General features: G+C 70.1%; 8 protein-coding genes. All 8 read right to left on the bottom strand.

The window, feature by feature from the left end; translation table 11 throughout:
* Positions 1–33 precede the first annotated feature (33 nt).
* The gene (locus ACZ5U5_RS39075) at positions 34–783 is read right to left on the bottom strand and encodes a thioesterase II family protein (RefSeq protein ID WP_469031329.1); all 750 of its coding nucleotides are present in this window, start codon (positions 781–783) and stop codon (positions 34–36) included.
* Positions 783–5,768 carry a non-ribosomal peptide synthetase gene (locus tag ACZ5U5_RS39070; RefSeq protein WP_469031328.1) on the bottom strand — a complete coding sequence of 1,662 codons (4,986 nt, stop codon included), beginning with the start codon at positions 5,766–5,768 and terminating at the stop codon, positions 783–785. Before ACZ5U5_RS39070 ends, ACZ5U5_RS39075 begins: the two co-directional genes overlap by 1 nt.
* A complete protein-coding gene (locus ACZ5U5_RS39065; RefSeq protein ID WP_469031327.1) occupies positions 5,765–13,543 on the bottom strand; it encodes an amino acid adenylation domain-containing protein in 7,779 nt (2,592 codons plus the stop codon). The genes ACZ5U5_RS39070 and ACZ5U5_RS39065 overlap by 4 nt, the downstream gene beginning before the upstream one ends.
* Before the next feature lie 11 nt (positions 13,544–13,554).
* On the bottom strand, positions 13,555–21,321 hold the full coding sequence (locus ACZ5U5_RS39060; protein WP_469031325.1) for an amino acid adenylation domain-containing protein: 7,767 nt from the start codon (positions 21,319–21,321) through the stop codon (positions 13,555–13,557).
* A gap of 44 nt (positions 21,322–21,365) precedes the next feature.
* Positions 21,366–22,556, bottom strand: a complete 1,191-nt coding sequence (locus tag ACZ5U5_RS39055) for an NAD(P)/FAD-dependent oxidoreductase (RefSeq protein WP_469031324.1) — start codon at positions 22,554–22,556, stop codon at positions 21,366–21,368.
* A 138-nt stretch (positions 22,557–22,694) separates the two neighbouring features.
* The gene (locus ACZ5U5_RS39050; RefSeq protein ID WP_469031322.1) at positions 22,695–22,997 is read right to left on the bottom strand and encodes a phosphopantetheine-binding protein; all 303 of its coding nucleotides are present in this window, start codon (positions 22,995–22,997) and stop codon (positions 22,695–22,697) included.
* Positions 22,958–24,544: an amino acid adenylation domain-containing protein gene (locus ACZ5U5_RS39045; RefSeq protein ID WP_469031321.1), complete on the bottom strand. Its 1,587-nt coding sequence runs from the start codon at positions 24,542–24,544 to the stop codon at positions 22,958–22,960. Before ACZ5U5_RS39045 ends, ACZ5U5_RS39050 begins: the two co-directional genes overlap by 40 nt.
* Positions 24,545–24,853: 309 nt before the next feature.
* Positions 24,854–25,069 (bottom strand): MbtH family protein, encoded by a 216-nt coding sequence (locus ACZ5U5_RS39040; protein WP_469031306.1) that lies wholly within the window; start codon positions 25,067–25,069, stop codon positions 24,854–24,856.
* Between the last annotated feature and the right edge of the window lie 612 nt (positions 25,070–25,681).

Below are 25,681 nucleotides of genomic sequence, written 5' to 3'. Positions count from 1 at the left end.
GGGTCCTGCGCCGGACGGATCCGGCGCAGGACATCAGCACCCACGGGCGGATTCCGCCTCGATCAGGTCCAGGATCTGACGGCCTTGATCCACCAAGTACATGTGGTCGCCCGGGAATTCGGCATATCTGAATTCACCCGTGGTCGCCTTCTGCCACTCCTGTGCCTGCTCCGCGCTGACCAGGCCATCAGAAGCGCCGCGCAGGGAGCAGATCGGCACCGAAATCGGTTCATCGGTGCTCGGCACGTAGTTCTCGTGCATTTCGCAGTCGGCCTGCAGCACGGGGAGAATCAGGTCACGCATCTCCGGGTGGTCCAGCGCCTCGTGCCTGAATCCCGCGAACTCCTCGACCCGGGCGAGGAATTCCTCGTCGGGCAGCCCGGTCGCCCGCCGCTCCCGCTGCGTCCACGGCCCCGGCGAACCACTGACGAACAACCCTTCGACGTGCACACCGCGCGCGCTCAGCAGATGCACCAGTTCGTAGGCGAGCACCGCGCCCAGACTGTGCCCGAACACCACGGTCCGTGCCCTGCCGCCGAGGTCCGCGACAATGTCGTCGACCGAGGCCTTGGCTGCTTCGAACACATTCCGGTACGGCGTCTCCATGATCCGCCGCTCCCTGCCGGGCAGCTCGACCGACGTCACATGCCACCGGTCGGCGGACAGCGCCCGCCACGGGTGGAAGAACGAAGGCCCTGCTCCGGCGAACGGCACGCACAACAGCGCGCTCGGCTGCCGGTCTTCCTCCCGCACGCCGCCTTCTGTCACCCCGGCCGGTCCCATCAGTCACCCAGTTTCTGGGCGATGATCCGCATGACCTGGCCCGCTGGTTGCGGCATGTGCAGATCGTTGTGCGTGGCGTCCACCGAGTGCTCCTCGATCGAGCCGCGGACGAACGGGCGCCAGTCGGGCGCGTACGAATGGTCCTTGTCCTTCGTCGCGTTGAAGAACAGCAGGTCACCGCGGAAGACCGGGGATTCGAACTCGGCCATCCGGTTCAGGTTGTTGGAACCCACCCTCGACATGTTGTCCAGCAGGGAGTCCATGTTCTTGGTGTTCATGAACTGGCCGAAGACCTCCTCGAGGTCTCCCCTGTACAGCTCCGCCGTCCTGCCGGCGATGGCCTTGAAGCCGCTCCCCGCGTCGGAGCTCGCGGGCTGGGCGTCCAGGATGGCCAGGAGAGCGACCTCGTGCCCGTTGCGGTCCAGCGCCTCCGCGAGGGCATGCGCCATCGGGCCGCCGAAGGACCAGCCGATCAGGTGGTAGGGCCCCTCCGGCTGGACCTTCACTATCTGGCCGAGGTAGTCCTCGACCATTTCCTCCACCGACGCCGCCAGCGGCTCCACGCCGTTGGAGCCGCGGGACTGCAGGGCGTAGGCAGCACGGTCCACGTACGGCGCGAAGGTGAAGTACGCCCAGCCGAGGCCGCCCCCTCCGTGGAGGAACCACACCGGCGGTTTGCCCGTCTCGGGATCCTTGTTGAGCGGCAGCACGACATCGAACGCCTCGTCGTGGTTGCCGGGGATCCGGCCGGTGAGCACCAGCGCGCTCAGCTCGGCCACCGTGGGGTGCTGGATGATCGTCCGCAGGGGCATGTCCAGGCCGAACTCCTTGCGGATACTGGCGCTGAGCCGGGTGGCCAGGAACGAGTGCCCGCCGAGCGCGAAGAAGTCGTCATCGATACCGATCTGCTCCACGCCGAGCAACTCGCTGAAGTAGGAGCACAGCTTCTCCTCGTGGGAGTTGCGCGGCCCTCCACCTCGCGCGGCCGTGGTGTGCTCCGACGGCAGCGCTCGCCGGTCGACCTTGCCGGCCGGGTTCAGCGGAAGTTCCCAGAGCGGCACCACCACGGCCGGGACCATGTAGTCCGGAAGGCGCCCGCGCAGGTACTCGGGCAGCTCAGCGAGCAACGGCTCGATCGAGGTGGCCAGAGCGGGGGTGTTCGCGCGAGCCTGTCCGTTCCCGGAGCCGGGAACGAACCCTCCGCAGACAGCTTGCTGCGCGGTCGGCTGTCCGGGCAGGAGGATCGCGTCGAAGGCGTGGACGGCCTGGCCCGACCACGTGATGACCGCGTCCAGGCCCTGTTGCCGCGCCCATGCGGCGAGGTCCGCCGGGTCAAGTGACGTACCGGAAGGGGCTTCCGTACGGACCACCCCGTTGGCGATCGCCGCGGCGGCCTCCGCCACCAGGCGTGCGTTGGGTATCCCGGTCACGCGGACCGGGCCGCCCGCCCGCTCCACACGGCCGTCCAGGGCGCCCAGGTCGGACACCTCCCGGCCCCACGGCACCGTGGGCACTGCGGTCAGGTCGAGCACGTCGGCCGGCTCCTTGTGCAGGACGACCTCGTAGCGGTGGCGGGTCAGCGCGTTGTGCGCCTGCCCCGCCTTCAGCCGGATGTCGGCCCCGACGGAACGGTCCGCTGCCCATTGGGCGAACCACTGCGGGGCGACCACCAGCTCCCGCTCGGCCAGGAGCGCCTGCTCCACCAGCGCCCGCAGATCCTCATGAGAGGCGTAAGGCTGCGCCGCACGCTTCTGCGCGGTCAGCAGAAGGCGCAGGGTGGTCGCGTTGCGGACGTCGCCGACGATCAGGCGGCCACCCGGGGCGAGGAGTTCGAGGGCCTGGTCCAGTACCTGATCCAGGTATTCGACGCTGGGGAAGTACTGCACCACGGAGTTGAGGACGACGGTGTCGAATCCGCCCTTGGGCAGTCCGGAGACGTCGTGGGCGGCCTGGACGCTCAGCTTGACCCGGCCGCCGTAGCCGGCCTCTTCGGCCTGGGCGCGGACCCGGTCCACGACTGTGGCGGAGATGTCGGTGGCCCAGTACGCGTCGACCTCGCCAACGATCTCGGCGAGGAGCAGGCCGGACCCCGCACCTATCTCAAGGACACGTCGCGGTGCGAACCGCAGCACCTGCGCCACCGCCGCGTCCCGCCACTGGTCCAGCTGAGGGCTCGGAACCGGCTCACCGTCGTACACCGAGGTCCACAGCTGGAAGTCCTCGCCCCATGCCTCTTCGTCGGAATCGGCGTAACTCGCGTCGTGGACGCGGCGCCACTCCTCGACCTGGGCCTCGGGATCGGCCACCGCGGCGTCCGCGTCGGGCACCACATATCCCACCAGACGCTTCTCGCCCGGCTGGTCCTCGCGGACCACGACCGCTGCCTGTGCGACGGCGGGGTGTGAGGCCAGTGCGTGCTCGATGTCGCCCAGCTCGATGCGGTAGCCGCGGACCTTGACCTGGAAGTCGCTGCGGCCGATGTACTCGATCTGGCCGCCCTTGTTCCACCGCACCAGGTCCCCGGTGCGGTACATCCGGGTCCCTGAGGCGCCGAAGGGGCAGGCGACGAACCGGTGCGCGGTCAGCGCGCTCTGCCCGAGGTAGCCGCGGGCCAGTCCGGCACCGGCGATGTACAGCTCGCCGGCGACCCCCGGTGCGACCGGGCGCAGTGCCGCATCCAGGACGTACACCTGGACGTTCCACAGCGGCACACCGATCGGCAGCCGGTCCGCGCCCGGCTGGTGCTGCCAGGCGGTGGCTTCCACCGCTGCCTCGGTGGGGCCGTAGTGGTTGTGCGCGGTGCAGCCGGGCAGCAGCTCGACGAGCCTGTTGGCCAGGGCGGGCGGGAACGCCTCGCCGCCGGACTCGATCCAGCGCAGGCTGGTGCACTCCTTGGCCGCGGGTTCGGCGACGAACGCGGCCAGCAGGGATGGCACGAAGAACGCGCTGGTCACCCGCTCGCGCTGGATCAGCTCGGCGAGGTAGGCCGGATCCTTGCGGCCGTCCGGGCGGGCGACGACTACGGCACCACCGGCCTGCAGGCTGGCAAACATCTCCTGGATCGAGGCGTCGAAGCTCACCAGGGTGCTGAACAGCATCCGGTCCTCGGCCGTGACACCGAAGTGTTCAAGGCCCCACTGCATCCGATTCATGATCGACCGGTGCGACACCGGCACGCCCTTGGGACCGCCGGTGGAACCGGAGGTGAAGATGACGTACGCGACATGATCCGCCAGCAGCGCCCGGCGAGCGGGGTTCGTCTCCCGGTAGCCGGAGACGTCAGGCAGCGCGTCGTCGAGGACCAGCAGCGGCTGGGCGCCCTCGAGCATGTGCCGCACCCGGTCCTCGGGCAGCTCAGGGTCGATCGGCACATACGCCGCACCCGACTTGACCACCGCGTAGATCGCCGTCAGCAGATCCACGGAATGCGGAATGGAGACGGCAACCAGCTGGTCGGGACCCGCGCCCTGCTCCACCAGCCAGTGCGCCAGCTGATTGGCGCGCCGGTTGAACTCCCGGTAGCTCAGGGTCTCCTGCTCGCCGATCACCGCGACATGCTCAGGGGTGCGCTCCGCCTGGGCCTCGAACGCGCCCGGCAGAGTCTCCTCGGCCACGGGATGCTCCGTGTCGTTGACACTCCGCAGCAACCGGTCCCGCTCCTCCTCCAGCAGGATCTCGGTCGCGCTGACCGGCGCCTGCGGGTCAGCGACCATCTGCTGCAGAACCAGCAGATACCGGGCCGCGATGGCCTCGACCGTGTCCCGGTCGAACAGCGCGGTCGCGTACTGGAGCTCGCCCCGCAGCTCCCCCGAGTCGTTCACGTCGAAGAACATGGTGAGGTCGACGAGGGAGGTCTGCGTGACGTGCTGCTCGAACTCCGCCTGGAGTCCGGGGAGTTCGAAGTCCTGCTTCTCGAAGTTCTGCCAGGCGAGCATCACCTGGAACAGCGGCTGGTACGCCGTGCTGCGCTCGGGGTTGATCAACTCGATCAGTGTCTCGAACGGCACGTCCTGGCGCTCGTAGGCCGCCAGCGTCTTCTCGCGCACCTGCGTGAGGAGCTCGTCGAACGTCGGGTCGCCGGAGAGGTCCACCCGCAGCACCTGGGTGTTGACGAAGAACCCGACCAGATCGGCCAGGGCTTCGTCGTTCCGCCCGGCCATCGGACCGCCGATGGTCACGTCGTCGCCGCCGCCCAGCTTGCCGAGCAGCACGCCCAGCGCGGCCTGCATGACCATCGACATGGTCATCCCGCGCTCGTCGGCCAGCTTCTGCAGCCCCTTGCCCACCGCCTGCTCCCCCACGAAGGCGACGTTGTCGCCCTGCGGGTCCCTTTCCGTGGAGCGCGGGCGGTCGAGCGGCAGGTTCAACGGCTGCGGAACGCCCGCCAGTTCCTCGCGCCAGTACTCGGCCTGCGCGGCGGCCAGGCTGCCCGGGTCGCTCACGTCACCGAGCAGCTCGCGCTGCCACAGCGCGTAGTCCTTGTACTGCACGGGCAGCGGCTCCCACCGCGGCGCCCCGCCCTCCGCGCGGGCGGCGTAGGCGATGCCCATGTCCCGTGCCATCAGGCCGCCGGAGACGCCGTCCGATGCGATGTGGTGGACGAGCAGGACCAGCAGGTGGTCCTCGGGGCCGCAGCGGAAGAGGGTCGCCCGGAAGGGGATCTCGGCCGCCAGGTCGAACCGGTGGGTGATGAACTCATCGACCACATCGGACACGGCGTCGGGCGCCACGTCGACCACCGGCACCTGCACCGAGGCCTCCGCCGGCGACAGGATCCGCTGGAAGGGCTCGTCCTGATCGTCCGTCACGTACATGGTGCGCAGCGGCTCGTGCCGCTCGACCAGGTCACGGATCGCGGCGATGAGGGCAGCCTGGTCCAGTGCCCCGGTCAGCCGGAACGCCGGGGAGATGTTGTACGTCTCCGCGCCGCCCTCCATTTGGTGCGTCAGCCACATGCGGCGCTGTGCGAAAGAAAGCGGAATCACTGGTCTCGCTCCTCGGTGATCATCCTGCGGAGACTGGGGCGAAGGGGTACGGCGGATGCCTCCGTCCACGCGGCGAGCGCGGATACCGTCGGCAGGTCGAAGATCTTGCGGATCGGTATTTCGATCCCCAGGTCGACACGGACTCGGTTGATCAGCCTGGTGGCGAGCAGGGAGTGCCCGCCGAGGTCGAAGAAGCCGTCGTCGATGCCGACCTTCTCCAGGTCCAGCACCTCGCCGAAGAGCTTGGCCAGCACCTCCTCGCGGGCGGTGCGCGGTGCCCGGAAGGACGTGGTGGGCGTGACTTCGGCGGCTGGCAGTGCCTTGAGGTCGAGCTTGCCGTTGGGGGACAGGGGAAGCCGGTCGAGCGGGACGTAGGCCGCGGGAACCATGTACTCGGGCAGCCGCTCGGCCAAGTGGTCGCGCAGTTCCTCCAGGGGCGGAGTGGCTCCGCCGGGATCAGGGACGAGGTAGGCGACCAGGTCAGGAGTGCGGTCGCCGTTGTGCTGGACCACGACGGCGGCCTGGGCGATGTGGGCATGGGTCGTCAGGGCAGCCTCGATCTCGCCCGGTTCGACGCGGAAGCCACGGATCTTGACCTGGGTGTCGACGCGGCCCAGGTGCTGCAGCTCTCCGTCCGGGGTGAGGCGGGCGATGTCACCGGTGCGGTACATCCGGGCACCGGCGGCGCCATAGGGGTCGGGGACGAAGCGGTCGGCGGTCATGGCGGGCTGGCGGTGGTAGCCGCGGCCCGCGCCGGCCAGATAGAGCTCGCCCGGTGCGCCCGGCGGCAGCAGGTTCAGGCGCGGACCGAGGATGTAGGCGCGCACTCCGGGGAAGGGCCGGCCGATGGGCACGCCGTCGGCATAAGGCTGCCCGGAGTCCAGGAGGTGCGCGGTGGCGTAGAAGGTCTCGCTGGGGCCGTAGCTGTTGATGACCCGTGCCTGCGGCCACAGTCCGCGCACCCGCTGTGCCAGGGCCGGGGTCAGCACCTCCCCGGAGATGTTCAGCGCCATGGGCCTGATGCGCTCGCCGAGCTGGTCGACGAGTTCCGCGAAGGCCGACGGCACCGAGCAGATGACGTCGACGTCCCAGGTGTCGCGTTCGGTCAGTGCCAGCACGTCCCGGACGATCTCGACGCTGCCGCCCCTGGTGAGTGCGGAGAACAGCTCGAAGGTGGCGACGTCGAAGCCGAACGAGGCGGCGAGCAGCACCCGTCGGCCGGACTCCAACCCGGCCTGCGTGGCCATGGTGTCCACGGCGTTGACGACGGTGGTGTGGGTGACGCTGACGCCCTTGGGCACGCCGGTGGAACCGGAGGTGTAGACGACGTAGACGAGGTTTTCCGGCCGGGGCTTTCGCCGTGGCGCCGCCTTCCCCGCCTCCGCGGTGGCCACCAGGTCGATGTCCTCGATGAGGATGACGGGAGTCTCCGTGGGCGGGACGACCGCCCGGGTACCGGCGTCGGTCAGCAGCAGGTGGGGCCGGGCGCCGGGGAGAATGTGCGGGAGCCGGGCCGCGGCGTAGGCGGGATCGACGGGCAGATAGGCTCCGCCCGCCTTGAGCACGCCCAGGAGGGCCACCGCCATGGTCGCCGTGCGCGGCAGGACGATGCTCACCACGCTCTCCGGGCCCACCCCGCGCTCCACCAGCGCGAGCGCCAGCCGCTCGGCGCGGGCGTCCAGTTCGGCGTACGTGAGCGACTCGCCCTCGGCGACCACGGCCACCGCCTGCGGCGTCCGGGCCACCTGCGCCTCGAACAGCTCGGTGAGCGTGACCTCACGGGCCGGGCCCGACGTGTCGTTCAACACGGCCAGCACCCGGTCGCGTTCGGCCGGCTCCAGGGAGTCGACCTGCGCGATCCTCCGCTCGGGGTCGGCGGCCAGTTGCCGCAGGACGCGCACGAGCCGGGCCGCGTACGTCTCGACCGTGTCCTGGTCGAAGGCGCCCAGCGCGTACTGGATGATGCAGTCGAGGTGCGGGGCGGCCGCCGCCATCAGGCACAGCGGGTAGTGGTTGCCCGCGGACGGGCTGAAGCCGTCGTAGGCGATGCCGCCCTCGGCGTCGGAGGCGGCGCTGAGACCGTCCTCGTCGACGGGGAACGACTCGAAGACGAACAGCGAGTCGAAGAGCGACTGCAGGCCGGTGGCCCGCTGGATCTCCGCGAGCCCGTAGTAGTGGTGGTCCGCCAGGCCGCTCTGCCGGCTCTGCAGCCGGGTGAGGAACTCGGCGAAGGTGTCGCCGGGCGCGTAGGTGACCCGCACCGGAACGGTGTTGATGAGCATCCCGACCATCGACTCGACGCCGGTCACCGCGGGCGGGCGCCCGGACACGGTGGTGCCGAACACCACGTCCTTGCGGCCGGTGAGGTCGCCGATGACCAGTGCCCAGGCCCCCTGGACCAGGGTGTTCATGGTGATGCCCAGATCGGAGGCGACCCGGTCGAGTTCCTGCGCCACGTCGCGCGGAATCGTGATGTCGACCTGGCCGCGGCCCTTGTCCTCCGCGGCCTCGAAGCCCGGGGCGAGCAGGGTCGGCTCCTCGAACCCTTCGAGTTCCTCCGCCCACACCCGTGCGGACTCCTCCCGGTCCTGCCCGGTCATCCACGCGAGGAAGTCGCCGTAGTCGCGGGGCGCGGGCAGGCCGGAGGCGTCGCCGTCGGCGGCGTAGAGCAGCAGGAGGTCCTGCAGGAGCAGCGGTGTGGACCAGCCGTCGTAGAGCACGTGGTGGGCGGTCAGCACCAGTTCGGGGCGCCCCGGTTCGAGGACGGCGAGTGCGAGCCGGATCAGCGGTGTGCCGTCCGTGTCGAAGTACGTGGTGCGGTCCTGCTCGAGGAACCGCTCGAACGCCTCGGTCCGTTCGGCCTCGGTGGCCGCCGTGAGGTCGAGGTGCTGCCACGGCAGGGACACCGTCTCGGGCACCACCTGCACCACGTCGCCGTCCTCCCGGTCGACGAACGCCGCGCGCAGGACGGGGTAGCGGTCGAGGAGTGCCTGACCTGCCCGGCGCATCCGCTCCGGGTCGACCTCGTCGGTGAGGTGGAAGACAAGCTGGATGTGGTACGGGTCGAACGACCCACCGGCCAGCTTCGCCTGGAAGAGGATCCCGGACTGGGCCGGTGTCGCCGGCCACACCTGGGCCAGCTTGCCGAAGCGGTCCTCCCAGGCGTCGATCTCCCCCTGGCCCACCTCGACCAGCGGGGCGTCGCTCGGGGTCAGCCCGCCGGCTTCGGGACTGGTGGCGTGCCGGGCGAGGGCGGTCAGCGCCTGGACCCACAGCCCGGCCAGTTCGCTGACCTCCTCACGGGAGAGCACACCGGTGGGGAAGCCGAAGTAGGCGGTCAGCTCGTGGCCGTCCTGCGTGTCGGCGGCCACCGCGCTGATCTCCAGGGCCGAGAGGACCGGCATGTCCGCGTCCGGTGCGGCGATCAGGTCCTGGTGCGTGGTGTCCAGGCCCCAGCCGAGGCCGCGCAGTTCCGCGGGGATGTCCGCGCCGGAGGACTTGCCGAGGTAGTTGAACCCGATCCGCGGCTCCCGGGCCTTGGCCAGCGTGCTGGCGGTCCTGGTGTTCAGGTGGCGCAGCAGGCCGTAGCCCATGCCGTTGTCCGGCACCGACCGCAGCTGCTCCTTGACGGCCTTGATCGCCTTCCCGGCGGCCCGACCGCCGGCGAACGCGTCCGCCACGTCGACGCCGGTCACGTCCAGGCGTACCGGGTACATCGCGGTGAACCATCCGACCGTGCCGGACAGGTCGGCGCCGGGCACGAGGTGCTCTTCGCGGCCGTGTCCTTCGAGCCGGACGAGCGCCGAGTCCCCGAGGACGCCCCTCGTCCGGCGCCAGCGGGCCAGCGCCAGCGCGAGGCCGGCCAGGAGCCCGTCGTCGACGCCGCCGTGGAACACCGCGGGCAGCGTGTTCAGCAGGGTCTCGGTGACCTCGGCGGGCACCTGGATGCGGACGGTGTCCACGGTGGCCGCGACGTCACGCGCCGGGTCGAGCTCGCGCCGGCCGAGCAACGGGTCGTCCCCCGCGAGGAGTTCGTTCCACAGGGGCAGTTCCGCCTCCCGCTCCGGCGTGGCCGCCTCGTCGGCCAGGGCGTGCATCCACCGTCGCAGCGAGGTACCGGTCTCCGGGGGCTGTGCGGTGTGGCCGTCCCGGACCCGCTGCCAGGCCGAGGCCAGCTCCGGGAGGAGGATGCGCCACGACACCCCGTCGACGACCAGGTGGTGCAGCACGATGAGCAGCCGGCCCGCTTCCGCGGGCGTGTCGGAGGTGAACCACACGAACTGCGCCATCACGCCCGTGGCCGGGTCGAGGCGGTCGGCGGCCGCGTCCAGCTCGGCCTTCACATCGGCGTCGCCGTAGGGGACCTGTCGCACCAGCGCACCGGCGTTCACGCTGCCGGCCGGTCCGGTCCGCAGTCCCGGGTTGGTCAGGACGAGATGGGAGCGCAGCACGTCGTGCCGGTCGAGGACCGCCTGCAAGGTGGCGACCAGTCCCGCACGGTCGATGTCCTTGGGCAGGGTCAGCATCGCGGACATGCACAGCCGGTTGATGCCGCCGCCGAGGCCGAGCATGTGCGCCGCCGTCGGCGGCAGCGGAGCCCAGCCGACACCGCCACCGGGCAGCTCGGGCAGTGTCACCCGCTCCTCTTCGGCCCGTCCCTCGACCAGCTCCGCGAGCCGGACGACCGTACGGTGCTCGAAGATCTCCCGGGTGCTGACCACGACGCCGCGCGTCTTGGCGCGCGCGACCACCTGGATGGAACGGATGCTGTCTCCGCCGCTGGCGAAGAAGTCGTCGTCGATACCCACGTGTTCGGTGCTGAGGACATCGGCGAACACCTCGGCCAGCACCCGCTCCGCCGTGCTGCGCGGCGCCCGGTACGTGGCCCCCGCGAACTCCGGCTCGGGCAGCGCGCCCCGGTCCAGCTTTCCGCTCGCGGTGAGCGGCAGCTGGTCGAGCACCATCAGCTGGGCGGGCACCATGTAGTCCGGCAGCCGCTTGGCCACGAACCGCCGCAGCTCCGCCACCGAGATGTCGGTGTCCGGGGCGGCGTCGCCCTCCGCGGCGCCCACCGGCGCCACGTAGCCGACGAGCCGCAGTGTGCCGATGCGGTCCTCACACACCGTCACCGCGGCCTGGCTGACGGCGGGATGCTGGGCGAGGGCCGTCTCGATCTCGGTCGGCTCGACGCGGATGCCGTTCACCTTGACCTGGGCGTCGGCTCGCCCGGCGTACCTCAGCCGGCCGTTGTCGTCCCACTCGGCCAGGTCACCGGTGCGGTACATGCGCGTACCCGCGGGACCGAAGGGGCAGGCCACGAACCGCTCCGCGGTGGCTCCGCCGCTCTGGTGGTAGCCGCGGGCGAGCAAGCCGGCGACGTACAGTTCGCCGGTCACGCCGGGCGGAACGGGAGCCAGTTCCGGCCCCAGGACATAGGCGCGCATGTTGGCGAGCGGCTGCCCGACCGGTATCGCGCCCGTGTCCGTCCACTGCTGCGGCAGCGTGAACGTGGAGGCGTAGAAGCTTTCGGTCTGTCCGTAGGCGTTGACGACTCGGACTCCGGGCAGGGCGTTGCGCACCTTGCCGACCAGGTCGGACGAGAGCGCCTCACCGGCGAAGACGACGGTTTCCACGTCGAGCTCGAGGCCGTCGGGGCCTTCGTTGCCGATCTTGTCGAGCAGGGTGGCGAACACCGCGGGCACGGCGCTGATGGTGGTGCCCGACCAGCTGCCCCGCTCGCCGAGTTCGAGTACGTCACGGACGATCTCGACGCTCGCTCCGGTGGTCAGCGCGGTGAATATCTCGAACACCGATACGTCGAAGTTCACGGAGGTGGCGGCCAGCATCCGGGAGCCGGCCTCGACGTGAACCACCTGACGCAGGTCCCGTACACCGTTGACCACGCCGGCGTGGGTGATGCCGACGCCCTTGGGAGTCCCGGTCGAGCCGGACGTGAACATCACATAGGCCAGATTGTCCGGCGCGAGTGACGTCTTGGGGGCGTCAGGACCGGGAGCGTCCAGGTCCTGGTCGTCGAGGTGCAGTACCGGCGTCTGGCTCGTGGCCACCGTCTTCGCCGTTGCGCGGTCGGTGAGGACCAGCAGCGGCTTTGCCGTGTCGAGCAGGAGGTCGACGCGCGCGGCCGGGAAGTTCGGGTCGATCGGCAGGTAGGCGCCGCCGGACTTGAGTACGCCGAGGAGTGCGACCGCCAGGTCCGCCGACCGCGGCAGCGCCACGGCCACCAGGGCCTCCGGCCCGACCCCGCGCTCGCGCAGGAGGGCGGCCAGCCGGTCGGCCCGGCCGTCCAGTTCCGCGTACGACAGGGAGGTCTCCCCGGACACCACCGCTGTCGCGTCCGGTGTCCGTGCCGCCTGAGCGGCGACCAGCTCCGGTACGGTCGCCTCCGGCGCCGGCGCGGTCGTGTCGTTCAGCCGCGTCAGCCGGTCCCGTTCGGTGTCGGTGAGCACGTCCACCGCGCCGAGCCGCGTTCCCGGGTCGGCGACCACCTGGCGCAGCACGCGTATGTAGCGGTCGATGAGGCGTTCGGCCGTGGCGTGGTCGAACAGTTCCGTGGCGTACTCGAGCCGTCCGTGAGCGCCGCCGGACGCGTCCGGGACGAAGTTGAAGAACAGGTCGAACTTCGCGGTTCCGGTGCCCACCGGAAGGGGAGTCACCCGCAGATCCGGGATCTCGATCTCCGACCACGGGAACTGCCAGGCCAGCATGACCTGGAACAGCGGCTGGTAGGAGGTGACGCGCTCCGGTGCGAGGAGTTCCACCAGGCGCTCGAACGGAAGGTCCTGGTTGTCGTAGGCGGCAAGGGCCCGGGTCCGCACCTGCTCCACCAGATCACCGAACGACGGGTTCCCCGACAGGTCGACGCGCAGCACCCAGGTGTTGACGAAGAACCCGACGAGGTCGTCGAGTTGCTCATCGGCGCGCCCCTCGATCGGGCTGCCCATCGTCAGGTCGTTGCCGGCGCCGAAGTGGTGCAGGAGCACCGCGAGCACGGCCTGGGCGACCATCGGCGCCGTGGCGCCGCGGTCAGCGGCGAGCTTCCCGATCCCGGCGAACAGCTCCGGTTCCAGCTCGAAGTCGACGTATCCGCCCCGGTGTTCGTTCACCGTGGGGCGCGGCCGGTCCAGCGGCAGTTGCACCGGCTGTGGCGCTCCGGCCAGTTCCTTGCGCCAGTACTCCAGTTGCGCCGAGGTGACGCTGCCCGGGTCCGTTTCATCGCCCAGGAGCTGCCGCTGCCAGAGCGTGTAGTCCTTGTACTGCACCGGAAGCGGCGTCCACCGGGGCGCGCCCCCCTGGCGGCGGGCCGTGTACGCCGCCACCAGATCGCGCAGGAACGGCGCCATCGACGCCCCGTCGGCGGCGATGTGATGGAACACGAACACCAGCACGTGCTCCTGGGGGGCGACCCGCAGGACGGTCGCCCGCAGCGGGAGCTCCGTGCCGAGGTCGAAGGTCTCGCACGCGACCTCGTGCAGCGCGGCATCCACCGCGTCCGCGGCCACGTCGACCACACGGACCGGGACGGCCGCCTCCTCGGGCGGCAGCACCCGCTGCTCCGGCGTGCCGTCCTCGTTCTCCGCGACGACCGTACGCAGACTCTCGTGCCGGGTGACGACATCCCGTACCGCCGCGGTCAGGGCCGCGGTGTCCAGGGTGCCCTCGAGGCGCAGCACGAACGGGCCGTTGTAGGTGGCGGAGGGACCTTCCAGGTGGTGGAGGAACCACATGCGACTCTGGGCAAAGGACAACGGGATCATCGACGCTTCTCCTAAACGGTCATCTGACGCAGCTGGGGCCGGTTCGACGTGGCCAGTTCATCGAGCCGATCTGCCAGTTGGGCGACAGTCGGATTGGCGAAGACCATCGTGACCTTCACGTCGATGTTGAGTTCGTTGCGTATGCGGCCGATCAACCGCGTGGCCAGCAGCGAGTGCCCGCCGAGGTCGAAGAAGCCGGCGTCGATGCCGACCTCCTCCACACCGAGCAGCTCGGCGAACAGCCGGCACAGGACTTCCTCTTTGTGGTTGCGCGGTCCGCGGCCGGCCGCGGCTTCGGCGTAGTCGGGTGCGGGGAGCGCGGCCCGGTCGAGCTTCCCGCTCAGGGTCTTGGGGAGCTCGGCCAGCGGCACGATCGCCGAGGGGACCATGTACTCCGGCAGTTGCTCCTGGAGCAGGGCCGTCAAGGCCTCGGTGTCCAGTTCGGCGGGGTCCGCCTTGCCGCCCGGCACCACGTACGCGAGCAGCCGCTGGTCACCGGCGCTCTCCTCGCGCACGACGGCCACCGCGTTGCTGACGTCCGGGTGCGCTGCCAGCACCGACTCGATCTCGCCCAGCTCGATGCGACGGCCACGGATCTTGACCTGGAAGTCGCTCCGGTCGACGTATTCGAGCCCGCCGTCCTTGGTCCAGCGCACCACGTCGCCGGTGCGGTACATCCGCGCGCCGGGTGCGCCGTAGGGGCTGGCGACGAACCGGTTCGCGGTCAGCACGGGCTGCCCGAGGTAGCCCCTCGCCAGCGCGGTGCCTTCGATGTACAGCTCCCCGGCGACTCCCGGCGCGACCGGGCGCAGGGCCGCGTCAAGGACGTAGACCCGGGTGTTCCAGATCGGCGCGCCGATCGGCAGGCGGTCCGCACCGGGCTCGTGCCGCCATGTCGTCACCTCCACCGATGCCTCGGTGGGGCCGTAGAGGTTGTGCGCGACGCAGCCGGGCAGCAGCTCGACGAACCGGTTGGCCAGCTCGGCAGGGAACGGCTCGGCCCCGACCTCGACCCAGCGCAGGCTGGTGCAGGCGCGTGCCGTGGGTTCGTCCACGAACGCCGCGAGGAGGGAGGAGACGAAGACCGCGCCGGTCACGCGCTCGCGCTGGATCAGCTCGGCCAGGTAGGCCGGATCCCGGCGCCCGTCCGGGCGTGCGATCACCACGGCGGCGCCCACCTGCAGGGGCGCGAACATCTCCGGCATCGACGCGTCGAAGCTCGGAGCCGTGCTGAACAGCACCCGGTCCTCGGCCGTGACGGCGAAGTGCTCCAGGCCCCACTCGATCCGGTTCATGATCGAGTGGTGTGACACCTGTACGCCCTTGGGGCCGCCGGTGGATCCGGAGGTGAAGATGACGTACGCGACGTGGTCCGGCAGCAGCGCACGCTCCGGGTTCGTCTCCGGGCGTCCGGAGACGTCGGGCAGGTCTTCTTCGAGCACCAGCAGGGGCTTGGCACTGTCGAGCATGTGCCGCACCCGGTCCTCGGGCAGCTCGGGGTCCACCGGCACGTAGGCCGCGCCCGCCTTGACCACCGCGCAGGCCGCCACCATCAGGTCGACGGATCGCGGGATGCGTACGGCGACGGGCTGGTCGGGGCCCGCGCCCTGTTCCACCAGCCAGTGGGCCAGCTGATTGGCACGCCGGTTGAACTCCCCGTACGTGAGCGTCTCCTGCTCACCGACCACGGCGACGCGGTCTGGGGTGCGCTCCGCCTGGGCCTCGAACGCGCCCGGCAGGGTGTCCCCGGACACCGGATGCGCCGTGTCGTTGACCTCCTCCAGCAGCCGCTCCCGCTCCTCCTGCGACAGCACCTCGATCGCGCTGACCGGTGCGTGCGGGTCCGCGAGTATCTGCTCCAGGACCCGGACCAGACGGGCGCCGACGGCCTCGGCCTCGGCGAGGGTGTAGAGGTCCTTCTGGTAGTCGAGGGAGAGCCGCAGATAGGGGTCGGCGGCGGCGAGGGCGAGCGCGTAGTGGGCGCCCGCGATCGGCCGGATGGCATCGATGGCGAGTCCCGCCGAGGTGTTCGCGTCGACCATGCCCTCGCGGTCCATCGGGTAGTTCTCGAACCCGATGAACGTGTCGAACAGGGCGGGCAGTCCACTCTCGCGCTGGATGTCGGCAAGGCCGTAGTAGTGGTGGTCGAGCAGTGTCATCTGCCGGTTCTGCAGCTGGGTGACGATGTCGGCCACGCTGTCGTTCAGCTGCCAGAACACCCTGATCGGGAGGGTGTTGATGAACAGGCCGACCATTTCGTCGGAACCGATCAGGTCCGGCGGGCGGCCGTTGACGGCCGCGCCGAACACCACGTCCTGCCGTCCGGTCAGTTTCGACAGCAGGATCGCCCACGCGCCCTGCACGAGCGTGTTGAGCGTGACGCCGAGTTCCGCGGCACGCCCGGCGAGTTCGCGTCCCTTGTCGATCGACAGGGGTACCTCGATCTTGCCGATGGCGGACGCGCCGTCCTGGACGGAGACGTCCGGAGCCACGAGGGTCGGCTGGTCGAATCCGTCGAGCTCGGCCTTCCACCGGGCGGCCGACGCCTCACGGTCGTGCGTGGACAGCCAGGTCAGGTAGTCGCCGTAGCTGCGGACCGGGGGAAGGTCGCCGGTGCCGGCGTACAGCCGGATGACATCCTTGATCACCAGCGGCGACGACCAGCCGTCGAAGACGGTGTGGTGTGCCGTGATGACCAGCTTGGCCTGCTGCGGTCCGCAGGTGATGAGCCCCAGGCGGAACAGCGGTGGCCGGGCGGGGTCGAGCCGGTCGGCCCGGTCCTCGGCGAGGAAGGCGTCCAGCGCCGCGTCCTGCTCGGCCTCGCTCTGGCCGGTCACGTCGATGTGCCGCCACGGCAGGGCCACGTGTTCCGGCAGGACCTGCACCGGGTCGCCGTCGGCCGTGCTGCCGAACGCGGCGCGCAGGTTGGGGTACCGCTCCAGCATCGCCTGTCCGGCCGCCCGCATGCGTGCCGGGTCCACCTGTCCGGACAGGTGCAGCACCAGCTGCATGTGGTAGACGTCGTAGGAGTCCTCGGCCATCGCCGCCTGGAACTGGATGCCGGACTGTCCGGGGGACTGCGGCCATACGTCGGTCAAACGGCCGTAGCGCGTCTCCCATGCCTCGATCTCGTCCTGCTTCACCACCACCAGCGGGGCGTCGGAGGGCGTGAGCCCGCCGGTCCGCGGATGGGCGGCGTTCGCGGCCAAGCCGTGCAGCACTTCGACCCACAGCTCCGCCAGCTCCTGGACCTGCTCACGGGAGAGCACGCCGGTGGGGAACATGAAGGCGGTCTGCAGCCGCGGGCCGTCGGCGCTGCCCGTGGCGAGCGAGTTGACCTCGAGGGCGGACAGCGCGGGCTGGTCCTCGTCGAGTGCCGGGATCAGGTCGGCGGACCAGGACGCAGGACCCCAGCCCTGCGCGCGCAGGTGCTCGGGCACGTCCGTGTCGGAGATCCGGCCCAGGTAGTTGAACCCGATCTGCGGCGCCCGGTACTCGGCGAGCTGCTCGGCGGTCTCCGGGTTCAGGTGACGCAGCAGTGCGTAGCCCACGCCCTTGTCCGGTATCTGGCGCAGCTGCTCCTTGACCTGTTTGATCGCCGTTCCGGCCGCGGGGCCGCCCGCCAGCACGTCGGCCAGGTCCGCCCCGCCCACGTCGACGCGGGCCGGGTACATGCTGGTGAACCATCCGATGGTCCGGGAGAGGTCGGCGCCGGGGACGATGTCCTCCTCGCGGCCGTGGCCTTCCATGCGGACCAGGGTCGAACTCTGCGTACCGCGCCAGCGGTTCACCGCCAGGGCGAGGGCGGCGAGCAGCACGTCGGTCCCGGTGCTCTTGAACGCCGCGGGCAGCTTGGTCAGCACCGCCTCGGTGACGTCGGCGGGCAGCTGCACCCGCACGGTGTCGACCGTGGACATCACATCGACCGCCGGGTCGAACGCCCGGCTGCCCAGCGGGGAGTTCGGGGACTCGAGCACGTCCTGCCAGTACGCCAGCTCCGCTTCCCGCTCCGGGGTGAGTGCCTCGTCCTGGAGCGCAAGGGCCCAGCGGCGGGCGGAGGTGCCGACCGAGGGCAGCTCGGGCGTCCTTCCGGCGTGGACCTGCTGCCATGCCTCGGCGAGGTCCGACATGAGGATCCGCCAGGAGACGCCGTCCACCACCAGGTGGTGCAACACCACGAGCAGCCGGCCCGCACCCGAGTCGGTGGCGAACCAGACGAACTGGGCCATCGTCCCGGCCTCCGGGTCGAGTCGCCCGGCCGCATCGTCCAGCTCCGCCTTCGCCGACCGCAGCGAGGACGGCTCCTCCCAGCGGCCGTCGCAGGCAACCCTGCGGGTCAGGTCCGCCGCCCGCACGGCGCCCGGCGGACGGACATCCAGGAAGGGGTCGTCGCCGCGCACCAGCCGGGCGCGCAGCAGATCGTGCCGGTCGAGCACGGCGTCCAGCGTCGCGGCGAGGCCGTGCTCGTCGATGCCCGCGGGAAGCTCCAGCGCCATCGCCATGGCGAACCGGTTCATCCCGCCGCCGTGCTCGAACACCTGCCTCGCCACCGGCTGCAGGGGCATCGTGCCGACGCCGCCGCCGGCCTCCTCGGCGAGCGTGGGCACCTCGTCCTGACGGTCGGATGCCACCTCGGCGAGACGGGCCGCCGTGCGGCACTCGAAGATCTCCCGCGTGGTCAGCTTCAGGCCGCGGGCCCGCGCCCGTGCCACCACCTGGATCGACCGCAGGCTGTCGCCGCCCGCCGCGAAGAAGTCGTCGTCGATGCCGACGCGCTCCACGCCGAGCACGTCCGTGTACACCGCGACGATGATCGCCTCGGTCTCCGTGCGGGGCTTGCGGTAGACCTCGCCCACGAACTCGGGCTCCGGCAGCGCCGAGCGGTCCAGCTTGCCGGTGGGCCCCAGCGGCATCCGGCCGACGGTCACGAAGGCCGACGGGACCATGTAGTCGGGCAGCCGCGCCGCCACGAACCTGCGCAGCTCGGCGGCCGACGCACCGGCCAGCACGTCCGCGTCGCCGACGCCGCCGGCTCCGTTGTCGGGGACGGCGCCGTCGCCTTCGTGCACGACGTAGGCGACGAGCTGACGCCCCCCGGAGGGCACCTCACGGCTGATCACCACCGACTCGCGGATGCCGGGGTAGAGCTCACACACCGCCTCGATCTCGGACGGCTCGATGCGGAAGCCGCGCACCTTCACCTGGCCGTCGCTCCTGCCGAGGCACTCCAGCTGGCCGTGCGCGTTCCAGCGGGCCAGGTCGCCGGTGCGGTACATCCGTTCGCCCGCCGGTCCGAACGGGTTCGCGACGAAGCGCTCGGCGGTCATGCCCGGGTGGCCGTGGTAGCCGCGGCCCACGCAGGTCCCGACCACATACAGCTCACCGATCACGCCCTGTGGCACGGGGGCGAGGCCCGGGCCCAGCACGTAGGCGCGCATGTTCCCCAGCGGTGTGCCGATGGGCGCGACCTCGCCGTCCGTCCACTCCTCGGACGCCGCGAGAGAGAAGGTGGTGGCGTAGAAACTCTCGCTCTGCCCGTAGGAGTTGACGATCTGCACGCCGGGGAGAGCCTCACGCACCTGCCGCACCAGCCGGGCCGGGAGCACATCGCCCGCGAAGACGACCGTGCGCACGTCGGTGGTCTTCTCCAGGTGCTCCACCAGTTCCCCGAGCACCGAGGGGACCGCGCTGATCACCTGGCCGTCCCAGCCGTCCCGCTCGCCGAGTACCAGCGCGGAAGACACGATCTCGGCCGTGCCGCCGGTGGACAGGGTGGTCAGGAGCTCGAAGACCGAGACGTCGAAGTTGACCGAGGTGCCCGCCAGCATCCGCGACCCAGGCGGCGCGTCCAGGACGCGCACCAGTTCCTGCACGCCGTTGACGACACTGCGATGGGTGATCGCGGCGCCCTTCGGCTTGCCCGTGGAGCCGGAGGTGTACATGACGTAGGCCAGGTTGTCCGGCGCCAGGGGCGAGACCCGGGCGGCGTTGTCCAGGACTCCCTGGGGTGCCTCCCACTGCGCGCGCAGGTCCACGTTGAGGCACGACATGTCGTTGTCCGGCAGGTCCTGCCACGTCGCGGTGTCGGTGACCACGAACCGCGGAGCCGCTTCGGACAGCACGCTCTGTGCCCGCCCGCTGAGGTACTGCGGGTCCATCGGCACATACCCGGCACCGGACTTGAGGATCCCGAGCAGGCCGACCGCCAGGTCCTCCGTGCGCGGCAGCGCGAGCACCACCAGGTCTTCCGGTCCGGCACCGCGCCGGACCAGCTCCCAGGCGACGGCGTTCGCCCGGTCGTCGAGCTCCCGGTAGGTCAGCGTGCGGTCGTCGCACGCGATCGCCGGGGCGTCCGGGGTCCTTGCCGCCTGCTGTTCGAACAGCTCGGGGACCGTCAGCTCGGACACCGCCGTGGCGGTGTCGTTGAACGCGGTGAGCAGCCGCTCCCGCTCGGCCGCGTCGAGCACGTCGACGCCGCCGATCGGGCGCTCGGAGTCGGCCACGAGCTGGCCAAGGACGCGGACGAACCGGTTCGCGAGGTCTTCGACCGTGCTCCTGTCGAAGAGGTCGGTGCGGTACTCCAGCCGGCACCCCGCCCCGCCCGTGTCGTTCGGGACCAGGTCGAAGAACAGGTCGAACTTGGCTGTGCTGGTCTCGAGCTTCGTGACCTGGAGGTCGAGGCCGGGGAACTGCATCGCCGGCACTTGTTCCTGCCAGGCGAGCATCACCTGGAAGAGAGGGTTGTACGCGGTGGACCGGTCCGGGTTGAGGAGCTCGACCAGCCGTTCGAAGGGCAGGTCCTGGTTGTCGTACGCGGCCAGCGCCCGCTCCCGCACCCGCTGGAGCAGCTGCACGAAGGTCGGGTTCCCGGACAGTTCAACGCGCAGCACCCACGTGTTGACGAAGAACCCGACGAGATCCCGCAGTTCCTCATCGACGCGACCCGCGATCGGTGCCCCGATGGGCACGTCGTCACCGCAGCCGACGTGGTGCAGGAGGACCCCCAGCGCGGAGTGCATGACCATCGACACCGTGGTGTCCGCCTCGGCGGCCAGCTTCTCGACCGACCGCAGCAGGTCGGCATCGATCGAGAACGGGACCATGTCGCCGCGATGGCTCATCGCCTTGGGACGCGGGCGGTCCGTGGGCATCGCCAGCGGCTGGGACAGGTCGGCCAGCGTCTGCCGCCAGTACTCCAGCTGCCTGGCTCCCAGGCTGTCCGGATCGGACTCGTCGCCGAGCACGTCCCGTTGCCACAGCGTGTAGTCCGCGTACTGCACCGGCAGCGGCTCCCACACCGGGGCGCTCGCCTCCGTGCGGGCCGCGTAGGCCGTGTTGAGGTCACGGAACAGCGGGCCGAACGACTCCCCGTCCACGGCGATGTGGTGCATCACCATCACCAGGGTGTGCTCGCGCGGTCCGCTCCGCACCAGCCTGGCGCGGATCGGTATGTCGGCGGCCAGGTCGAAGGTCTGGGTGGCGAACTCGTCGACCGCGGCCGCCCGCTCGGCTTCCCCGGCGACTTCGACCATCGGCAGAGCAAACGGATCCTGCCCGGATGACAGCACCTGCTGGTGCGGGACCCCGTCACCGTCCTCGACGATGACCGTACGGAGGATCTCGTGCCTCTCGATGACGTCGCGCAGCGCCAACTCCAGGGCACTGACGTTCAGTTCACCGGTCAGCCGCAGGGCGAAGGCCCCGTTGTAGGTCGGCGACGGGCCTTCGAACCGGTCCACGAACCACAGTCGGCGCTGCGCGAACGACAACGGAATCATTGAGTCTCCAAGTGGGCGGGGTCTGTCGGGGAACAATCCGCCGGTCAGCCCTGATCGAGTACTGTCAGGAGTTCGTTGCTGTAGAAGTCGTCGAAGGAATAGGCACCCGACACCGTCGAGAAGTAGCGGTCGATCAGGTCCTGGTTGCCGACCAGCTTCTGCACCATCTCCGTGTGCCGCTCGGGCTTGAGCTCGGCGACGTTGAGCGCGCCCTGGTAGAAGCTGTAGAACTTGTCGTCCAGGTCGCGCTCGTAGCGCTTCAACGCCGCCGTGAGCGCCTCTTCGTCGTGCAACTGATCCCCGATGTGGCCGGTCAGCGACTGGACCTGGAGGAAGGCGTCGGTGATACCGCGAGCGGTGATCGAGTCCTTGTGGTGCACGGCGTCGCCGAGCAGCACCCACCCGGGCCCGTAGGCCTTGCGGAAGTAGTTCTCCTGCGCGCCCGTGCCGTACATCTGCTCCACGCGCTTGCCCTCGGACATCCGCCCGTACAGCTCGGGAGCCGTCGTACGGACAGCTTCGAGGTAGGAGGTTTCCACCCCCACGGAGCGGACTTGCGAGAACTCGCTCTGCGGGAAGTAGGTCATGATCAGCGTGAGGCCGTCATTGGTGGGGGCGAGGGCGATCCAGCGGCCCGGCCGCTCGTACAGCTCGAAGTTGGCCGGGACTCCCTCCCAGTAGCTGTAGTAGGCGCAGGTCATCCGCGGGCGCTCGACGACCTTCGGCGCACCGACCTTGCGGGCCACCAGCGAGCGCATGCCGTCCGCACCGACGACCAGTCGCGCACGCTCCGTCGCCTCGGCGCCGCCGGGCGTCGTGTACCGCACGCCGACGACCCGGTCACCCTCGTAGAGCAGGTCGTTGACGGCACACGACTCGCGGAACTCCACACCGGCGGCCACGGCCCCGCGCGCGAGGATCGGGTCGAGCACGAACCGCCTGGGCGCGTACGTGGTCCGATGGCCGTCGACCGGCAGGGAGAACCCTTCCAGCCGGACACCGAGCGCCTCATAGCTCTGGTGGTTGATCGGCCGGCACCCCGCGTCGCGGAGTTCGTCGAGCAGCCCCCACCGATCGAGCAACGCCACACCCGGCTGGTGGATGTAGTGCGAGGACAGCGTGTCCTGCGGGAACTTCGCTTTCTCAAGCAGCAGGACGCGATATCCCTGCCGGGCGAGCAGCATGGCCGCCGGCGAACCCGCACAGCGGGCACCGATGACAATTACGTCGTACATGGCGGCACCTCTCGTACCAGATTGGATTCAAAGATCCCAACGGCCGTAGCCGAGAGAGTAAATGCGGTGGAGCACGGTCGACGCAGCGAGTCGGCAGCGAGTCGACGGAAAAGAATGCGGAACCAATCCGGCCTCGAGTTACAGCACAACCGAATCCATGGATTCGATGTACGCAGATATCGAAGCAACCGTCGGGTTGAGGTACATCCGGTCCATGGCGACCTCGACGCCCAGCTCGTCGATGAAGGCGATCTGAATCTTCGACATGATCACGGACTGACCTCCGACGGCGAAGAAATCGTCATCGAAAGAAATGTCGTCGCGCTGGAGTTCCCGGCACCATATGGCGCGCACCCTATCGGCAATCATCACAGTCCTCTCGGTTGTCATCAAGGCCTCGGCTATGCCGCCGTGCCGCTGTTGGCGTACAGGTTCCGGCATGTTTCGACCAGCGCCGCGCGGTCGACTTTTCCGTGCGGGCTCAGGGGAATTCGCAGGACATTCATGAATCTGGCAGGAACCATGTTCCGCGGCAGCGTCCTCAGGAGGCGGGTGCGCAGATCGTCCTCGGTGAGCTCGTTCGCCGACGGGACGACGAACGCGGTCAGCTCGGCCTCGCCGGAGTCGTTGTGGGCGACGACCACGGCGGCCTCGCGGACCCCGGCCAGCCTGCCGAGCGCGCGCTCGATGTCGGTGGGGTCGATGCGCATGCCTCGCACCTTCACCTGTGCGTCCATCCGGCCGGCGACGACGAGTTCACCGTCCTCGGTCACATGCCCGCGATCACCCGTCCGGTACAGCCTGCACGGCTCACCGTCGACCTCGATGGTCGTGAACTTCTCGTTCTCGGGGCCGGTGCCGTTGAGGTAACCCGCTCCGATGCCGGCCCCGGAGATGCAGATCTCGCCGTACTCCCCCGGCCCGACAGGGCGCAACTGCTCGTCGAGGAGGTGGATGCCGGTGTTGTAGGCCGGCTTTCCGACCGGCGGGATGTCATGGTCGCCGGGCCGGTACGCGGCAAGGTCGTACGACGTCGCGACATCCGTGCACTCGGCGACGCCGTACTGGTGCAGGAGGGTGCACGTATTGCCCTCGCGGTGCGCCCAGTTGGCGATCCGTTCGACCTTCAGCGGCTCCCCGCCGAACAGCATGTAGTCGAGCCTGGAGAGCACCTCACCACCGCGTGCGGTCTCCCAGTCCACCAGCAGGTACAGCGTGCTGGAGGCGCAGTGCACCGTGCGTATCTCGTGGTCGGTCAGCATGCGGTAGGCCATCAGGGCGTCGAAGTTCCGGCTCGCCATGAGGTATTGGGTGGCGCCGCAGAACAGCGGCGTCATCAGGCTGCGCTGAGAGAGGTCGAACCCGAACGCGCTGACGACCAGGTTGTTCGACCCGCTGTGCAGGCCGTACTCGAGCTTCAGCCAGTTCATCAGGTTGAACCAGCCCTCGTGCCGCACCGCGGTCAGTTTCGGTGTGCCGGTCGATCCGGACGTGAAGACCGCGTAGCACACGTCGTCGCCGGTGACGCGGACGCCGGGATCGGTCGGCGGAAGACCTTCCAGCAGATCGGAGAGCTGCTCCAGATCGACGACCTCGGTATCCGTGGACCCGACCAGTCCGGCCGTCTCCGGAGAGGCCACGATCAGGGCGAGAGAGGGCACCTGGCCCAGCAGCAGCTGGAGCCTCGCCGCAGGGTAGGCCGGGTCGAACGGTACGTAGGCCGCGCCTGCCTTCAGCGTGCCGAGGATGGCGACGAGCATGTCGATCGAATAGTCGAGACAGACACCGACCTTCGCCCCCCGGCCGTGTCCGCGCGTCATCAAGAAGTGCGCGAACCGGTTCGCCTTCGCGTCCAGCTCCGCGTACGTCACCTGCCGACCGGCGCAGAAGACGGCGACGGCGTCGGGGGTGGCCTTCGCGTGCGCCTCGAACTGCTGGTGGACGACGGGCTCCGGGGGCAGGGCAACTCGCCTTCCCTGAAGGTTCATTGACTGACTCCAAACGTGTGAGAGGTGCCCGGTCCGGAGCGGGCCGGTCTGCGTGTCGAGCACCTGGGCCGCCCCCTTGTCGAGGGGCAGACCGTGCAGGGCAGCCGATGTGCGGGTAGCGCTCCGGTGGGCGGACCGGCAGCTCGACGGCCGGCGTGGTGACCTTGCCGGGCGCGTTTCAGCAGCTGCGGACGTGGCCGGCCGAGGATTCAGCCGCGGCAGGCGGGGCGGAGCAGCGCGTCGGCATCGGCGGTAACGCACAGGTCCAACGTCCCCGCCGCATCAACTCGGCAGAGATCCGGGTGGTGTTCAGTCCGTGGCCATGGCCTCGCGCAGGCTCCTGGGACGCAGGTCGGTCCAGTTCTGCTCGACGTACTCAAGGCACTCGGCCCTGGCCGCCTCGCCGAAGACCACCCGCCAGCCGGCGGGCACCTCGGTGAACACCGGCCACAGGGAGTGCTGCTCCTCGTCATTGACCACGACGTAGAAGCGGCCGTCCTCGTCATCAAACGGGTTCGCGCTCAACTGGCACCGTCCTTAACCGTCACAGAGCTACTGGGAATCAGGCGTGGCCGAGCCGGGTGCGAGAAGGCACCGGGCACGGGTCACCCATCGGTGCTGTCCGGTCGACGGGACATCCGACACAAGAGCGACCCCGGCACTGCGACGTCACCGTAAGGACGCGGCCGCCGCAGCTACAAGGGCGACAAGCTCCACCGCCAACCAGCCACCCACCCCAGCCCGAACCCACCCCGAACTGCTGTACCCCACCGCCTCCATGTGCCACGATGCCCGGCCGCACCCCACCGGTGAGCCCGAGCACCGCCCCACCGCACCGCCGGCCCTCCGAGAAACACTCAAGAGCCGCTCCAGCAGCAGCGGAACTCCCCTCGCGCCCACGCCCCACCCCACCACCCCCGCTTTAGGATGGCTGCTCGGCGGCCTCGATGGCCGGCTGCCGGACTGGACAACGCCTCCGCGCACACGGCCAAGGCGGTGGCGGGCGCCGCCGCTGCCTGACCGGCATCGGGACAACGACGACAGGACCTCCCGGCGTCCCGCCGACTCATGTCGGCGGGACGACGGGGGGGTATTTTTTTTGTCCTCCCCGACAAACGACCCCCCCTTCCTTCCTCT

It is taken from the genome of Streptomyces sp. NPDC033177, from assembly GCF_055577715.1.
This window is presented reverse-complemented; position numbering and strand designations above follow the sequence as displayed.

Bases quoted from the DNA above. Each gene is read 5' to 3' on its own strand.
- ACZ5U5_RS39075 (WP_469031329.1), bottom strand. From the start codon at position 783: ATGGGACCGGCCGGGGTGACAGAAGGCGGCGTGCGGGAGGAAGACCGG.
- ACZ5U5_RS39065 (WP_469031327.1), bottom strand. From the start codon at position 13,543: ATGATCCCGTTGTCCTTTGCCCAGAGTCGCATGTGGTTCCTCCACCAC.
- ACZ5U5_RS39060 (WP_469031325.1), bottom strand. From the start codon at position 21,321: ATGATTCCGTTGTCGTTCGCGCAGCGCCGACTGTGGTTCGTGGACCGG.
- ACZ5U5_RS39055 (WP_469031324.1), bottom strand. From the start codon at position 22,556: ATGTACGACGTAATTGTCATCGGTGCCCGCTGTGCGGGTTCGCCGGCG.
- ACZ5U5_RS39050 (WP_469031322.1), bottom strand. From the start codon at position 22,997: ATGCCGGAACCTGTACGCCAACAGCGGCACGGCGGCATAGCCGAGGCC.
- ACZ5U5_RS39045 (WP_469031321.1), bottom strand. From the start codon at position 24,544: ATGAACCTTCAGGGAAGGCGAGTTGCCCTGCCCCCGGAGCCCGTCGTC.